The organism is Stappia sp. (assembly GCF_040110915.1).
In the GTDB taxonomy this organism is placed as follows: Bacteria; Pseudomonadota; Alphaproteobacteria; order Rhizobiales; family Stappiaceae; genus Stappia.
Genome location: NZ_CP157793.1, coordinates 3,395,097 through 3,409,271, shown reverse-complemented (window position 1 = coordinate 3,409,271; position 14,175 = coordinate 3,395,097). Strand labels below are relative to the sequence as shown.

Annotated in this window: 13 protein-coding genes and 1 pseudogene; 5 read left to right on the top strand and 9 right to left on the bottom strand. The window is 67.8% G+C overall.

Annotated elements, in window-relative coordinates:
- Positions 1-53 precede the first annotated feature (53 nt).
- Together ABL312_RS15210 and ABL312_RS15205 are read right to left on the bottom strand one after the other, a co-directional pair.
- Positions 54-1,064 carry a cytochrome d ubiquinol oxidase subunit II gene (locus tag ABL312_RS15210; protein ID WP_349361425.1) on the bottom strand — a complete coding sequence of 337 codons (1,011 nt, stop codon included), beginning with the start codon at positions 1,062-1,064 and terminating at the stop codon, positions 54-56.
- Between the two features lie 7 nt (positions 1,065-1,071).
- Complete coding sequence (locus ABL312_RS15205; RefSeq protein ID WP_349358249.1) at positions 1,072-2,469, bottom strand: cytochrome ubiquinol oxidase subunit I; 1,398 nt, start codon at positions 2,467-2,469, stop codon at positions 1,072-1,074.
- 386 nt (positions 2,470-2,855) lie between these two features.
- Between ABL312_RS15205 and ABL312_RS15200 the strand changes: the two genes are divergently transcribed.
- Positions 2,856-3,647 (top strand): 3-oxoacyl-ACP reductase family protein, encoded by a 792-nt coding sequence (locus ABL312_RS15200; protein ID WP_349358248.1) that lies wholly within the window; start codon positions 2,856-2,858, stop codon positions 3,645-3,647.
- Positions 3,648-3,711: 64 nt separating this feature from the next.
- The gene (locus ABL312_RS15195) at positions 3,712-4,134 is read left to right on the top strand and encodes a GNAT family N-acetyltransferase (RefSeq protein ID WP_349358247.1); all 423 of its coding nucleotides are present in this window, start codon (positions 3,712-3,714) and stop codon (positions 4,132-4,134) included.
- A 52-nt stretch (positions 4,135-4,186) separates the two neighbouring features.
- On the opposite strand, the gene ABL312_RS15190 is transcribed toward ABL312_RS15195, so the two are convergent.
- The gene (locus ABL312_RS15190) at positions 4,187-6,016 is read right to left on the bottom strand and encodes an ABC transporter transmembrane domain-containing protein (protein ID WP_349358246.1); all 1,830 of its coding nucleotides are present in this window, start codon (positions 6,014-6,016) and stop codon (positions 4,187-4,189) included.
- A gap of 453 nt (positions 6,017-6,469) precedes the next feature.
- Here ABL312_RS15190 and rpmE point away from each other — a divergent pair, with 453 nt between their 5' ends.
- Complete coding sequence (gene rpmE / locus ABL312_RS15185) at positions 6,470-6,694, top strand: 50S ribosomal protein L31 (RefSeq protein WP_349358245.1); 225 nt, start codon at positions 6,470-6,472, stop codon at positions 6,692-6,694.
- 207 nt (positions 6,695-6,901) lie between these two features.
- On the opposite strand, the gene ABL312_RS15180 is transcribed toward rpmE, so the two are convergent.
- Together ABL312_RS15180 and ABL312_RS15175 are read right to left on the bottom strand one after the other, a co-directional pair.
- On the bottom strand, positions 6,902-7,441 hold the full coding sequence (locus tag ABL312_RS15180) for a DUF1465 family protein (protein WP_349358244.1): 540 nt from the start codon (positions 7,439-7,441) through the stop codon (positions 6,902-6,904).
- A 402-nt stretch (positions 7,442-7,843) separates the two neighbouring features.
- On the bottom strand, positions 7,844-8,029 hold the full coding sequence (locus ABL312_RS15175) for a DUF1192 domain-containing protein (RefSeq protein ID WP_349358243.1): 186 nt from the start codon (positions 8,027-8,029) through the stop codon (positions 7,844-7,846).
- 180 nt (positions 8,030-8,209) lie between these two features.
- Between ABL312_RS15175 and ABL312_RS15170 the strand changes: the two genes are divergently transcribed.
- Together ABL312_RS15170 and ABL312_RS15165 are read left to right on the top strand one after the other, a co-directional pair.
- Complete coding sequence (locus ABL312_RS15170) at positions 8,210-9,220, top strand: NAD(P)H-quinone oxidoreductase (RefSeq protein ID WP_349358242.1); 1,011 nt, start codon at positions 8,210-8,212, stop codon at positions 9,218-9,220.
- A gap of 132 nt (positions 9,221-9,352) precedes the next feature.
- Positions 9,353-10,063 (top strand): annotated as a pseudogene (locus ABL312_RS15165) (DUF1013 domain-containing protein); the annotation flags it as partial.
- 350 nt (positions 10,064-10,413) lie between these two features.
- Here ABL312_RS15165 and ABL312_RS15160 read toward each other — a convergent pair.
- From ABL312_RS15160 to efp, 4 genes are all read right to left on the bottom strand, one after another.
- Complete coding sequence (locus tag ABL312_RS15160) at positions 10,414-11,445, bottom strand: peptidoglycan -binding protein (protein ID WP_349358241.1); 1,032 nt, start codon at positions 11,443-11,445, stop codon at positions 10,414-10,416.
- A 25-nt stretch (positions 11,446-11,470) separates the two neighbouring features.
- Positions 11,471-12,478: a flagellar motor protein MotA gene (locus ABL312_RS15155; RefSeq protein ID WP_349358240.1), complete on the bottom strand. Its 1,008-nt coding sequence runs from the start codon at positions 12,476-12,478 to the stop codon at positions 11,471-11,473.
- A gap of 92 nt (positions 12,479-12,570) precedes the next feature.
- Positions 12,571-13,365, bottom strand: a complete 795-nt coding sequence (locus tag ABL312_RS15150; RefSeq protein ID WP_349358239.1) for an inositol monophosphatase family protein — start codon at positions 13,363-13,365, stop codon at positions 12,571-12,573.
- Positions 13,366-13,444: 79 nt separating this feature from the next.
- A complete protein-coding gene (gene efp / locus ABL312_RS15145) occupies positions 13,445-14,008 on the bottom strand; it encodes an elongation factor P (protein ID WP_349358238.1) in 564 nt (187 codons plus the stop codon).
- Positions 14,009-14,175 lie beyond the last annotated feature (167 nt).

Here is a 14,175-nt window from a genome sequence, read left to right as displayed (position 1 = left end):
AACAGGCGCGCGGTCCGGGCGTTTCGGGTCGACTGTGCCGGCGAGGGCCGGCGTCAGTCGTAGCTGAGCGCGGTCGCCTTGCCACGAAACACGTAGTAGCTGAGCGCGCTGTAGCCGACGATCACCGGCAGCACGAAGAGTGTGCCGATGAGGATGATCATCAGGCTTTCCGGGGCGCTCGCCGCCGCGTAGATCGTCAGCGCATCGGGCACCACGTAGGGGTAGAAGGAATAGGCGAGCCCGGTGAAGGCCAGCACGAACAGACACGTCGTCGCCACGAAGGGCACCCAGTCGAAGGCGTGGTCGGCGCGCGGCTGGGCGCGCAGGGAAAGCCACAGCACCGCGAGACAGGCGAGCGAGCCGAGCGGCAGCGGGGCCAGCAGCAGGATCTCGGGCACCGACAGCCACTTGTCCAGAATGCGCGGGCTGACGGCCGGCGTCGCCAGCGAGACCGCCAGCAACCCGCCGGCCGCGCCCCAGATCCCGACGCGGGCCCAGCCGACCGCCTTGCGCTGCAGATCGTCCTGCGCCTTGAGGATCAGCCAGCAGGCACCGATCAGGCCGTAGGCAAGCGCCAGCGCCAGCGCCGTCAGCCCGGCGAAGGCGAGGCTTGCGGCGGTCCATTCCAGCCCCATGATGTAGAGCCCCAGCATGAAGCCCTGGCTGAGCGCGGTCGCCAGCGAGCCGAGATGAAAGGCCATGTTCCAGTGCGGTTTCCACCGCGCCGGCGCCTTGGCGCGAAACTCGAAGGCGACGCCGCGCAGCATCAGCCCGACGAGCATGAGCGCCACCGGCAGATAGAGCGCCGAGAGGATCTCGCCGTGGGCGGCGGGAAAGGCGACGAGCAGCAGGCCGATGGCGAGCACCAGCCAAGTCTCGTTCGCATCCCAGAAGGGGCCGATGGAGGCAACCATGCGGTCCTTTTCCGCATCGCTTGCGAAGGGAAACAGCAGGCCGACGCCCAGGTCGAACCCGTCGAGCACGACGTAGATCAGCACCGACAGGCCCATCAGGCCGGCGAAGGCCACCGGCAGCCAGATTTCGGGATCTCCGAACAGCGTCATCATGGCGTCACTCCGCGGGCATGAGGGCGGGGCCGGCGGCGCGTTCCGACCGGTCGGCGGGCGGGGTCGCGCCGCCGGCCGCCTTGTGGGCGAGATGCACCAGCGCGGCGATATAGGCGAGCAACAGCACGGCGTAGACCGTCAGATAGATTGCCAGCGTGGTGGCCACCATGCCGGAGCCGACGTCGCCGACGGCCGCTTGCGTGGTCAGCACGCCATCCACCAGCCAGGGCTGTCGGCCGATTTCGGTCGTGTACCAGCCGGCAAGCGTTGCCACCCAGCCGGAGAAGGTCATGGCGACCAGCCCCCACAGCAGCGGGCGCGGCAGGGCCTCGATCCGCCAGCGCGCGCCGTCGTGGCGGCGTGCCATCAGCGCCAGCGCGCCCCAGCTTGCAAGCAGCATGGCGAAGCCGACGCCGACCATGATGCGGAAGGCGAAGAAGACGGGCGCGACCGGCGGGTGCAGCGCCGTACCGTCCTCGGCGACGAAATCGTTCAATCCCGGCACGACGCCGTCGGGGTCGTGCTTGAGGATGAGCGACGCGCCATAGGGGATCTTCAGCTCGAAGCGGTTTTCGCGTGCCTCCTCGTCGGGCAGGGCGAACAGCAGAAGCGGAACCTGACCACGGGTCTCCCAGTTGCCCTCCATCGCCGCGACCTTCTGCGGTTGATGCTCCAGCGTGTTGAGCCCGTGCATGTCGCCGGCCAGGATCTGCGCGGGAATGAGGGCGGCGGCGAGCACCAGCGCGAAGCGCAGGCTCGCGCGCACCTCCGCGCCCCGGTCGCCGACCAGCCAGCGATAGGCCGACAGGCCGGCGATCAGGAACGCCACCGTCAGCCCCGAGGCCAGCAACATGTGAACCAGCCGATAGGGCATGGAGGGGTTGAAGACGATGGCCATCCAGTCGGTGGCATGGGCGGCGCCGTCGCGCATCTCGAAGCCGGCCGGCGTGTGCATCCAGCTGCTCAGCACCAGGATCCAGAAGGCCGACATCAAGGTGCCGAAGGCGACGAGAAAGGTCGCCAGCGTGTGCAGCCAGTTGGGCACCCGGCTCATGCCGAACAGCATGATCCCGAGAAACGCCGCTTCCAGGAAGAAGGCGGTGAGCACTTCATAGGCGAGCAGCGGCCCGGCGATGTTGCCGACCGTTTCCATGAAGCCGGGCCAGTTGGTCCCGAACTGGAAGGACATGACGATGCCCGACACCACGCCGAGACCGAACGACAGGGCGAAGACCTTCACCCAGAACCGATAGGCCTGTCGCCAGTGCTCGTGTCCCGTCGCATTGTAACGCAGCTTGAAGAACAGCAACGCCCAGGCAAGCGCGATGTTGATCGTCGGGAACAGGATGTGGAACGAGATATTCGCTCCGAATTGTATCCGGGACAGCATCAGGGCGTCCATCGCAGGCTCCATACTACAGAACACATCCGGATCGGGACCGGCTCGCCCCGTGAAGTAGGACGCCGATGCGGTGAGGGGATGCGGCGAACGGCAGCACCTTGTGGGGTCCCCGCGATGGCGCGTCTGTCCACAGGCGGAATCGGCGCGCAAGGCGGTTCTGCGACAGGGTGACACAGCGTCCGCGCGGCGTTCACGGGTGGCGCCATCGTGCGCCCGGGGCCGGCCCGGCGGCGCGCCTGCCGGGGCCATCGACAGGCCGGGGAAGCCGGCCTATGGTCTCGGCCGGGGTGCTCCCGCCCGGCGTGATGGCGCGTGGGGCGTGCATCGTCCCCTCCGCCTCGAGGCGAGGCGTACTTCCGAGATCTCACGACCAAAGCGAGGATCCCGTGTCCCTGGAAAACAAGGTAGCCATCGTCACCGGCGCGGCCGGCGGTATCGGTCTGGCCATCGCCCGCCGCTTCGTCGCGGACGGGGCGAAGGTCGTCATCGCCGACATGGACGAGACGCGCGGCGAAGCCGTGGAGGCCGAGCTCAAGGCGCTCGGCGAGGTGCTGTTCGTGCATTGCAACGTCGCCGAGAAGCTGGACGTGCGCAATCTCGTCGCCGCGACGCTGGACGCCTTCGGCGACATCGACATTCTCGTCAATAACGCCGGCATCGTCGTCGGCGCCGATTTCCTGGACCTTGAGGAAGCGGATTTCGACCGCGTGCTCGGCGTCAACCTGAAAGGCACCTTCCTGTGCAGCCAGGCGGTGGCGCGTCACATGGTGGAGAAGGTGAAGGGCGGCGGCGCGCCCGGCTGTATCATCAACATGTCCTCGGTGAACGCGGTCTTCGCGATCCCCAACCAGGTGCCTTACTCGGTCTCCAAGGGCGGCGTGAACCAGCTCACCAAGGTGATGGCGCTGGCGCTCGCGCCCCATGGCATTCGCGTCAATGGCATCGGCCCGGGCTCGATCATGACCGACATGCTGGCGGCGGTGAATGCGGACCCGGCGGCCAAGTCGCGTATCCTGTCGCGCACGCCGATGGGGCGGATCGGCGAGGCATCGGAGATCGCGGGCGTCGCGGCCTTCCTCGCCTCGCAGGACGCGAGCTACATCACCGGCCAGACGATCTATGCCGACGGCGGCCGGCTGCCGCTGAACTACACCGTTCCGGTGCCGGACGAGGACTGAGACGGACGCGGCCGCCGGCGATGGCCCGCGGCCGCGAGGCCGTGGCGCGCGCGGGCGCTTTGCGATGATCGAAATTCGGAGCCTGCGCGAACCCGTGGCCCCGGCGCAACAGCGCATCGGCGCGTTGCTGGAGGCGCATGCCGTCGCGCAGGGTCATGCCTTCAGCATGCGGGAGCTTGCGCTGGAAGCCTGGGACGGGGAGACCTATCTCGGCGGACTTACCGGCAAATTCATTGCCGACTGGGCGTATGTCGAACTGCTTGCCGTTTCGGACGCGGCGCGCGGGCGCGGGATCGGGCGGCGGTTGCTCGAGGCGCTGGAAAGCGAGGCGCGCGCCAGCGGGCTCATCGGCATCTGGCTTGATACCTTCGCCTTTCAGGCTCCGGACTTCTATCGCAAGCTCGGCTTCGCGGAATTCGGCCGCATCGCCGATCATCCGGCCGGCCAGGCGCGGATCTTCTTTCAAAAGCGCATCGACACGGCGTGACCCTCGCATCGCCTGAGGCGCCGTCTGCCTGCCCGGCCCCTGGCTTCGCGTGTCATTCCGCCGCCGAGCGGTCTCCCGTGGCGGCGGCGAAGGCCTGGGCGCCGGTCTCGAACTGCAGCTTGGCGAGCTTCGCGTAGAGCCCGCCCCGGGCGACGAGATCCTCGTGCCGGCCGGTCTCGACGATGCGTCCGCCCTCCATCACGACGATGCGGTCGCATTTGAGAACGGTCGCGAGCCGGTGGGCGATGACGAGCGTGGTGCGCCCCTCCATCAGCCGCTCCAGCGCCGCCTGGACAAGCGTTTCGCTCTCCGCGTCGAGCGCGCTGGTCGCCTCGTCGAGGAGCAGGATCGGGGCGTCCTTGAGGATCGCCCGGGCAATCGCGACACGCTGGCGCTGGCCGCCGGACAGCGTGACGCCGCGTTCGCCCACGGGCGTGTCGTAGCCCTCGGCCATCGCCTTGACGAATTCATCGGCCGAGGCCGCGACGGCGGCCGCCTCGATGTCGGCGCGCGAGGCCTCCGGCCGACCGAAGGCGATGTTCTCCGCGATGCTGGCGCCGAAAACGGTCGTGTCCTGCGGCACCAGCGCGATGTGACGGCGAATGTCGGTCGGATCGCAGTCCTTCAGATCGATGCCGTCGATGCGGATCGCGCCGGCGTCCGGATCGTAAAAGCGCATCAGGAGATGAAACAGCGTGGACTTGCCCGCGCCCGACGGGCCCACCACCGCGACCGTCTCGCCCGGTGCGATCTCGAGGTCGATGTCGTCGAGCACCGGCTGGCCGTTTCCCTGCGCATAAGCAAAGGTGACCCGGTCGAAGTGGACGGCCCCCTCCATGCGCTCGGGCAGGGCGACGGGGTCCTTCGGCGGGGCGATCTGCGGTTTGATCCTCAGCAGTTCGGACAGGCGTTCGGCGGCGCCGGCGGCCAGCGACACGTCGCCCCAGACCTGGCTCAGCTCGCCGAGCGCGCCGGCGGCGAAGATCGAATAGAGCAGGAACTGCCCCAGCTCGCCGGCGGTGATCCGCCCCTCGAAGACGTCGCTGGCGCCGACCCACAGCACGGTGACGACGCTGGAGGCGATGATGAAGATGGCGAAGGCGGTGAGCACGGAGCGCGCCAGGATGGCGGTGCGCGCGGCGCGATAGGCCTCGTCGACGGAGCCCGCGAAGCGCCTGCCGGCGAAGGTCTCGTTGGTGAAGGCCTGCAGCGTGCGGATCGCGCCGATCGCCTCGGAGGCATAGGCGGAGGCGTCGGCGAGCGTGTCCTGGGCGTGGCGCGAGCGCCGGCGCACGGCGCGGCCGAAGGCGATCAGCGGCAGCACGATGACCGGAATGGCGCCGAGCACGAAGAGCGACAGGCGCGGGCTCGTCACCACCATCATGCTGGAGGCGCCGAGGAACATCACCATGTTGCGCAGCGCGATCGAGGCGCTGAGACCCACCGCGGACTTGACCTGGGTGGCGTCGGCGGTCAGTCGCGACACCATCTCGCCCGACTTGGCGCTGTCGTAATAGGCGGGTGACAGATACATCAGGTGGGAGAAGACGTCGGCGCGCACGTCGGCGACGATGCGCTCGCCCAGCGAGGTCACGAGGAAGTAGCGCAGCGCCGAGAAGGTCGCGAGCGCGGCGGCGACCATGATCAGCACGGTGAAATAGTTGTTGACCAGAGACGGGTCGTCGGCGCCGAAGCCGTAGTCGATCATGCGCCGGATGGCGACCGGAAGCACCAGCGTCGTCGCCGAGGCGCCGAGCAGCGCCAGCGCGGCGAGAGCCGCGTGCAGCTTGTAGCGGGCCACATAGGGCAGAAGGGCCGCCAGCGGGCGAAGATCGCGCTTGCCGTCACCGGCGGGCGCGGACGAGGAACCGTACCTGGACACGCTGTGTTTCTTCTCTCCGTTGCCACGTGGCTGTCGTTATGTCGCCGTCACGCGGGTGAGCTTGCTCGGTGAGCCCGATCTGCGGGCCAGACGCGACTGGGGGGACCATAACCAGTTCCGCGCGTCAAGGCCAACGGTGCCGCACCCCGCCCGCGCTGCGGCCTGCAAGGGGATCTGCCGGGGCGGGCGTCTCGCCTGCGCCTGCGCGCCCGTGTCTTTGGATGCGCGCCCTTGTCTTCGCATGCGCGATCGGGTATACGCTCGCGACCAAGGTTTCGGGCCGGGCGCGTGCGTCTCCGACCCAGGCACGCCTTGCACCCTCCGACCGCGACAGGATCCGCGCCGTTTCACGGCGTCCTTCCCTCGTTGCGACAGGGGGGTGCGGCGATCACCGTTTCATCCCACGCCGGACCTCCCCGAAGGCCGGTGTTATCGCAGGCACGGGGACAGACGATGAAAAAAGACATTCATCCCGACTACCACACCGTCAAGGTCGTCATGACCGACGGCAGCGAGTTCTTCACCAAGTCCACCTATGGCTCGGAAGGCGACTCGCTGCAGCTCGATATCGATCCGCGCACGCATCCGGCCTGGACCGGCGGCGACCGTCAGCTGATGGACCGCGGCGGCCGCGTGTCGCGCTTCAAGAACAAATACGCCGGTTTCCTCGGCAACTGATCGCGCTGGCCGTCGCGCAACGCGCGCCGCGCCGGTTGCAAAGACCCGTTTCAGCGGGCGTCAAACGCGAAAACCCCGGCCTGTCGGCCGGGGTTTTTGTTTGTGGAGCTTTGCTTTGTGGGTGGAGCGTTGCCGGGATCGTCTGTCGTGGCTCCGATGGCCCGGACGCCCGCGCCCCTCGGGCGGGGCGCGCGGCGGAGCGGGGGATCAGGACGGCGTGCGGGACTGGCCGAAGGCCGCCGTGAGCACGTTGAGCTGCTGGGCGACCGGATTGTCGACGACCTCGGCGCGCGCGGTGCGGTCTTCGTGCAGCATGCGGTCGAGATGCTGGATGCGGCCCTGCAGGCGCACCGAGCGGTCGATCAGGTCGCGCAGGCTGTCGGGAAGCTCGTCCCAGCCGGGACCGCTCTGGCTGCTCGACAGATTGTCGAGGCGGACCTTGTTCTTCTCGCTTCCGGCCTGCTCGGGCGTCATCTCGCCCTCGTTGACCGCACGCTGCAGCAGCAGCCAGGAGGCCATCTGCATCAGCCGCGTGGTGAGCCGCATGGATTCGGTCGCATAGGCGAGCGAGGCGGCGCGCGGCAGCGACTTCGATTCCCGGCGGCCTTCGCCGTCGAGATAGGCGGCGGTCTCCTCGACCAGGGCCATGCCATCCCGGAACAGGGCGGAGAACATCTCCGAGTTGGCCAACCGGTCGGCGAATGCGATCGGTCCGTCGCCAAGGCTCCGATTCTGCCGGTCCGTCATCTGCCTGTGCCTCCTTTGAACGCCTGGGTCGCGTCGTCCGGGCACCGGCCTGCCGCCTGCTGCGGCGTGCGGTGTCCCGAAACGGGTCTGACGCTGTTGTGTCGGGGCTGTCCACGCAATCCGCGTGCCAACCGCCGGAGCGCGTCTTTGCGATCCGTCTCCGGGATACACCGAAGTGGCGGGCAAAAAAAGAGCCGCGGAGACCGCGGCTCGAAGTCATTAACAGGGAGGCGTCAAACAGAGTGGACAGGAGCCACTCGAAATCCAGATGACTGGATATACACAGTTATGAATCAGAAAGCTTAATAAGTGGTAAACGATTAAAATTTGAATGACCTGTTTTGGGTCACCTTGCGTCGCCGCTCCCGAATTCGCAAGTCGTTACATGGTCTTATCAGGTGTCTATTTGCGGAACAGCGCGTCCGCCGCCGCGCGCACGCCGCCGCGCGCCTCGCGCTCCGCCTCGACGCGCGCGATTTCGGCCCTCAGCCGGGCGACTCGTTCGTCCAGTTCGCTCTCCGAAAGCCGTGCGAGATCCTCGCCCAGCACCACCGGTGTCGCGGATCGCAGGATATCCTTGTCGTCCATGGTCGCTTCTCCCGTGCCCGGTGCCTCGCCCGCAGTCAGGTCCCCGGTCAAGGATGTCCGTGCAGCCGCCCGCCGTCAATCGAGCCGTCGCCGGCGAGGCGCGGGCGCGCGATTGTCACGGCGGGCGGGAATGCGTACACGAAGGGAGAGACGTCAACCCGAGACGAGGTGGAGACAGGCATGAGCGAGCATCCCCGCATGATGACGGCGATCGGCATTGCGAGCCCGGGCGGGCCGGACGTGCTGGCGCCGGAAGAGCGTCCCGTTCCCGCGGCGGGCGAGGGCGAGGTGCTCATTCGGGTGGCGGCGGCCGGGGTCAACCGGCCGGACGTGCTGCAGCGGCGTGGACATTATCCGCCGCCCCCGGGCGCGCCCGACATTCCGGGCCTCGAGGTGTCCGGCACGGTCGTCGCGCTGGGACCGCATGTCGATGGCGTTGCCGTCGGCGACGCGGTCTGCGCGCTGGTGCCGGGCGGCGGCTATGCGGAGTATGTCGTCGCCCATGCGGGCAGCGTGCTGCCGGTGCCGGAGGGCCTCTCGATGGAAGAGGCGGCGGCCTTGCCGGAGACCTTCTTCACCGTGTGGACCAATGTCTTCGACCGGGTCGGTCTGACGGCCGGCGAGCGGTTTCTGGTGCATGGGGGCACGTCGGGCATCGGCACGACGGCGATCCAGCTGGCCAAGGCCTTCGGCGCGGAGGTGTTCACCACCGTGGGCTCGGCTGAGAAGGCGGAGGCCGCGCGCAGGCTCGGCGCCGATCACGTGATCAATTACAATGAGGCGGATTTCGTTTCCGAGATTCTGGCGATCACCGACAAGGCGGGCGTGCATGTGATCCTCGACATGGTCGGCGGCGACTATGTGGAGCGCAACTGGAAGGTCGCGGCGGTCGAGGGGCGCATCTGCCAGATCGCGACGCTCAACGGCGTCAGCGAAAACGTCAATTTCTCCCGGCTGATGGTCAAGCGACTCATTCACACCGGCTCGACGCTGCGACCGCGCGACAACGCCTTCAAGGCGGCGATCGCGGCCCGGCTCAAGGAGAAGGTCTGGCCGCTGATCGCCGCCGGCACCGTGCGTCCGGTGATGGATTCCACCTATCCGCTGGCCAGGGCGGCGGAGGCGCACGCCCGGATGGAGAGCTCCGGTCATATCGGAAAGATCGTGCTCGTAACCGGTGCCGCAGCGTGATCATTGTTTGATTTCGGGACGCATTCGGCGTATATACGGCGCCATTCCCGTCATCGTGACACGCTTTCGGCTTTGCCGGATCCGGGGCTTTCCGCCCAGGGTACCGGGACAGCCCACAGGAGGACTTTACCCATGGCGACCCCTCCCTTGATGCCCAAGGCGACGGCTGTCTGGCTCGTGGACAACACGTCGCTCAGCTTCGAGCAAATCGCGGACTTCTGCAAACTGCATCCGCTTGAGGTCAAGGCGATCGCCGATGGCGAGGCGGCGCAGGGCATCAAGGGCCTCGACCCGGTGATGACCGGCCAGTTGAGCCGCGAGGAGATCGACAAGGCGCAGGCCAACCCCGATCACCGGCTCAACCTGCAGAAGCCGAAGACGCGCGTGCCCGAGAGCAAGCGCAAGGGCCCGCGCTACACGCCGGTGTCGCGCCGTCAGGACCGCCCGAACGCCATCCTCTGGCTGGTGCGCAACCATCCGGAACTGAAGGATGCGCAGATCATGCGGCTCGTCGGCACGACCAAGCCGACGATCCAGGCCATTCGCGAGCGGACCCACTGGAACTCGCCGAATCTGACGCCGTCCGATCCGGTCACGCTCGGCCTGTGCAGCCAGATCGAGCTCGACATGGAAGTCGAGAAGGCCGCCAAGAACCTGCCGCCGAGGCCCGAGACGGACGTGGAAGAGACCCTGCTGCCGGCCGACGAGACCACCTCGGAAGAGGCGATGGCGGCCGCCTTCGCCCGGCCCGCGCCGTCGCGGCCGGCGGAAGAGGAGTTCGACGCCGACGCCGTCTTCGCCAAGCTCAACTCGCTCAAGGGCGAGCCCGTTGCCGAGGACGAAGCCGAGGACGACGGCGCGGATGCGGCGAGCGCTGACGATGCGGCCGACGAAGGCATGGCAGACGACGACGATGGCGCGCAGAGCGACACGGACATGGCCGAGAGCGAGGACGAGACCGGGGACGACACACGGTCCTGATCCGCGCCGGTTCGCCCGTTCGGTCTTGCGCACGGACGACGGCGGGCTCGCGCCCCGGAATCGCCAAAGCCGGAAGACAAGGCCGCTTCGGATCCTCCGGAGCCGCCTTTTTCACGCCAGCTGGCCGGTTCATGCCGGCCGTTCATGCCGGCTGTCCGGTCGTCGCGCGGGCGGGGGCGTGCGTGCTGCGGGAAAGGCGAGGGAGGCCTTGCTCAGCGGCCGGTGAGCTTCAGCTCGATGCGGCGGTTGCGGGCCAGCGCTTCCGGATCGTCGCCCTCGTCGAGCGGCTGGAACTCGCCGAAGCCGGCGGCGACGAGCCGTTCGGGATCGACGCCCTGGTCAATGAGGAAGCGCACGACGGAAATGGCACGCGCCGCCGACAGCTCCCAGTTGTTGCGGAAGCGCCCGGTGCCCGACAGGGGGCGGGCGTCCGTGTGGCCGTCGACGCGCAGCACCCAGTCGATTTCCTCCGGGATCTGCGCCGAGAGCTCGTTGATCGCATCGGCGAGCTTGACCAGTTCCTCCCGGCCTTCGGGATTGATCGTGTCGGTGCCGGAGGGGAAGAGCACCTCCGACTGGAACACGAAGCGGTCGCCGACCACGCGGATGTCGGAACGCTGCGACAGGATCTCGCGCAGCCGGCCGAAGAAGTCGGAGCGGTAGCGCGACAGTTCCTGCACGCGCTGGGCCAGCGCCACATTGAGGCGCCGGCCGAGGTCGGCGATCTTGGCCTGACTTTCCCGGTCGCGCGTCTCGGAGGCGTCCAGCGCGTTTTCCAGCGCCGCGATCTGGCGGCGCAGGGCGGAGATCTGCTGGTTGAGCAGTTCCACCTGCGACAGCGCGCGCTGCGACAGGCGCCGTTCCTCGTCGAGTTCGCTTTCCAGCGTGGCGAGCGCGCCGCCCGCCTCGCCGGCTTCCGAGGAGGCGGCGTCGAGCAGCCCGGAAAGCCGGTCGCGGTCGGCCTCCGCGTCGCTCAGATTGGCGCTCAGCGTGGCGATCGTGTCTTCCAGGTCGCGGTTGCTCGCCCGCTCCAGCGCCAGCAGCTCGGTCAGCTCGCTGATCTGGGAATTGAGCCGGTTCAGCACCGTGTCGCGGCCCGAAAGCTGCTGGCCGAGGAAGAATTGCGCGAGCACGAAGATCGACAGCAGGAAGATGATGACCAGCAGCAGCGAGGCCATCGCGTCGACGAAGCCCGGCCAGTAGTCGGTGCGCGCGTCGCGTCGTCTCAGCCGCGTGCCAGCCATGGTGTGCCTTTCGCCGCGCTTGCGGTCATTTGCCCTCGTCCCTGAGGCGCCCGAAGGCGCCGGACATGGCGGTCAGCAATTCCTCGATGCGCTTTTGCTGCAGGGATTGCTCGTCCGCCCATTCGCGCATCATCTGCTGTTCGCTGCGCACGTGCTGCACGAGGCCCTGGATGCCTTCCGCCAGATTGGCCATGGCGACCGCGGCATTGCGGCCCGCCCCGCCGCCGCCGCCCTCGGCGACGGTCTTGCGCAGGTTCTCGATGGCGAAGCGCAATTCGTCGAGCCCGCCGCCGACCGGCGCGCCGCTTTCGTCGGTCTCGATCTCGGTCTGGGTCGACAGCCAGTCTTCCAGCTCGTTGTAGAAGCGGTTCTGCGCCTGACCCGCCTGCAGGTCGAGGAAGCCCAGAATGAGCGAGCCGGTCAGGCCGAAGAGCGAGGAGGAAAACGCCGTGCCCATGCCCGACAGCGGCGCTTCGAGCCCCGCTTTCAGATCCTCGAAGATGACATTGGCATCGCCCGAGCCAACGTCGAGGCTCTGGATCGTGACATTGACCGAGCCGACGGTCTGCAGCAGGCCCCAGAAGGTGCCGAGCAGCCCGAGGAAGACCAGCAGGCCGGTGAGATAGCGGGCCATCTCGCGCGCCTCGTCGAGGCGCATGCCGATGGAATCGAGGATCGAGCGGGTGGTGGCCGGCGACAGCATCGTCTCGCCCACGCGGTTGCCGAGAAGCGTCGCCATCGGCGCCAGCAGCACCGGCGGGCGGCGCACCTCCAGCCCCGGATCGCCGAGGCGGAAGCCGTTGACCCAGTTGACCTCCGGCACGAGACGGATGACCTGGCGGATGGCCAGCAGGATGCCGATCAGCCCGGTGGCGAGGATCAGGCCGTTGAGGCCCGGATTGCTCATGAAGGCGGTGGCGATCTGGCGGTAGAGGATGAGGGCGATGAAGCCCACCACGGCCAGGAAGATCGCCATGCGGATCAGATAGACCCAGGGACTGGACAGGCTGTACGGATCATAGGCACGCGCCATGAGGGCTTGTCTTCTCCCTGTTGAGGACGCGCCCTTGATAGCGTGATTGGCCCTTGTGTGAAAAGCCGTAATTCTCGCGCGCTTGCGGGCGGTCAGTCGCGCGCCTTGGCGAGCAGCTTGCGCAGCTGATCCTGCACCGCCTCGTTGCCGGCGACGATCGAGCCGCTCTCGAACATCTTGTCGCGCCCTTGCGGGTCGGTGACGAAGCCGCCGGCCTCGCGCACCATCAGGATGCCGGCGGCCATGTCCCAGGGCTTCAGGCCGTGTTCCCAGAAGCCGTCGAAGCGCCCGGCCGCCGTCCAGGCGAGGTCGAGCGCGGCCGCGCCGCAGCGGCGCAGACCGGCGACCTCGCCCATGACGTGGCGGATTTCCTTCAGCGAGCGGCCATGATCGCCGACGCCGAGGAAGGGAATGCCCGTGCCGATGACGCAGTCGGGCAGCGACTTGCGCCCGGCGACCCGAAGGCGGCGGTCGTTGAGGAAGGCGCCGCGTCCGCGCTCGGCGGTGTAGAGCTCGTCCATCGCCGGATTGTAGATCACGCCGGCGACGATCACCCCGTCGCGCTCCAGCGCGATGGAAATGTTGAAGATCGGAATGCCATGCAGGAAGTTCGTGGTGCCGTCGAGCGGATCGACGATCCAGCGGTGCTGCGGGTCGTCGCCGAGCGTCTCGCCGGATTCCTCCATCAGGAAGCCGTAGCCCGGGCGCGCCTTCTGCAGTTCCGCGCGCACGATCTTCTCTGCGTTGAGGTCGGCGGCGGAGACGAAGTCGCTCGGCCCCTTGCGCGACACCTGGAGGTTTTCCACCTCGCCGAAATCGCGGGCAAGGCTGCGGCCTGCCTTGAGCGCGGCCTGGACCATGACGTTGAGAATGGCGGAGCGGGACATCGCGGAACCTGATGGCGGGAACGAAAGGAAGCGCCGCAGCGATCCGGCGCTGCGGCGGGCAGAGGCGGGGTCGGGAGCGTCAGTCCGCGCGGCGGACGTATTCCACCAGACCGGTGTCGACGACGATCTTCTCGCCGGCCGTGACGAAAGGCGGCACCATCACGCGCACGCCGTTTTCCATCATCGCCGGCTTGTAGGACGAGGACTGGGTCTGGCCCTTGACGACGGCGTCGGCCTCGGTGACCTCCAGCGTCACATACTGCGGCAGGGTGATCCCGATCGGGCGCTCCTCATGGAGTTCCAGCGTGACCATCATGCCGTCTTGCAGGAAGGCGGCACGCTCGCCGACGAAATCCGCCTGAAGCTCGATCTGCTCGTAGGTCTCGGTGTCCATGAACACCAGCATGTCTTCCTGCGGATAGAGATACTGGAAGTCTTTCTGCTCCAGACGGACGCGCTCGACCTTGTCGGCGGAGCGGAAGCGTTCGTTCAGCTTGCGGCCGTCGAGGAGGTTCTTCATCTCCACCTGGGCGAAGGCACCGCCCTTGCCCGGCTTGACGTGTTCGACCTTGACGACCGCCCAAAGCGTGTCCTGGTGCTGCAGCACGTTGCCCGGTTTGATTTCGTTGCCATTGATCTTCATGAGGTCTGTCTCGCGGTTGGCTGTCGGCGCCGTCGGCGAAGGGGCCGTTCGGGCGCTGGCAAAATGCTGGGGACGCACGCCCCGTCCCGTCGGCCGACGGCCGGCTTTCGCCGTCGGGGCCGGAGCGGAATGCGGCACGGTGTTCGCTGCGCGGTTTGTCCACCACA

Excerpts from the sequence above, each read along its gene's own strand:
- ABL312_RS15210 (WP_349361425.1), bottom strand. The coding sequence starts at position 1,064 with ATGACGCTGTTCGGAGATCCCGAAATCTGGCTGCCGGTGGCCTTCGCC.
- ABL312_RS15205 (WP_349358249.1), bottom strand. The coding sequence starts at position 2,469 with ATGGACGCCCTGATGCTGTCCCGGATACAATTCGGAGCGAATATCTCG.
- ABL312_RS15195 (WP_349358247.1), top strand. The coding sequence starts at position 3,712 with ATGATCGAAATTCGGAGCCTGCGCGAACCCGTGGCCCCGGCGCAACAG.
- rpmE (WP_349358245.1), top strand. The coding sequence starts at position 6,470 with ATGAAAAAAGACATTCATCCCGACTACCACACCGTCAAGGTCGTCATG.
- ABL312_RS15180 (WP_349358244.1), bottom strand. The coding sequence starts at position 7,441 with ATGACGGACCGGCAGAATCGGAGCCTTGGCGACGGACCGATCGCATTC.
- ABL312_RS15175 (WP_349358243.1), bottom strand. The coding sequence starts at position 8,029 with ATGGACGACAAGGATATCCTGCGATCCGCGACACCGGTGGTGCTGGGC.
- ABL312_RS15170 (WP_349358242.1), top strand. The coding sequence starts at position 8,210 with ATGAGCGAGCATCCCCGCATGATGACGGCGATCGGCATTGCGAGCCCG.
- ABL312_RS15160 (WP_349358241.1), bottom strand. The coding sequence starts at position 11,445 with ATGGCTGGCACGCGGCTGAGACGACGCGACGCGCGCACCGACTACTGG.
- ABL312_RS15155 (WP_349358240.1), bottom strand. The coding sequence starts at position 12,478 with ATGGCGCGTGCCTATGATCCGTACAGCCTGTCCAGTCCCTGGGTCTAT.
- ABL312_RS15150 (WP_349358239.1), bottom strand. The coding sequence starts at position 13,365 with ATGTCCCGCTCCGCCATTCTCAACGTCATGGTCCAGGCCGCGCTCAAG.
- efp (WP_349358238.1), bottom strand. The coding sequence starts at position 14,008 with ATGAAGATCAATGGCAACGAAATCAAACCGGGCAACGTGCTGCAGCAC.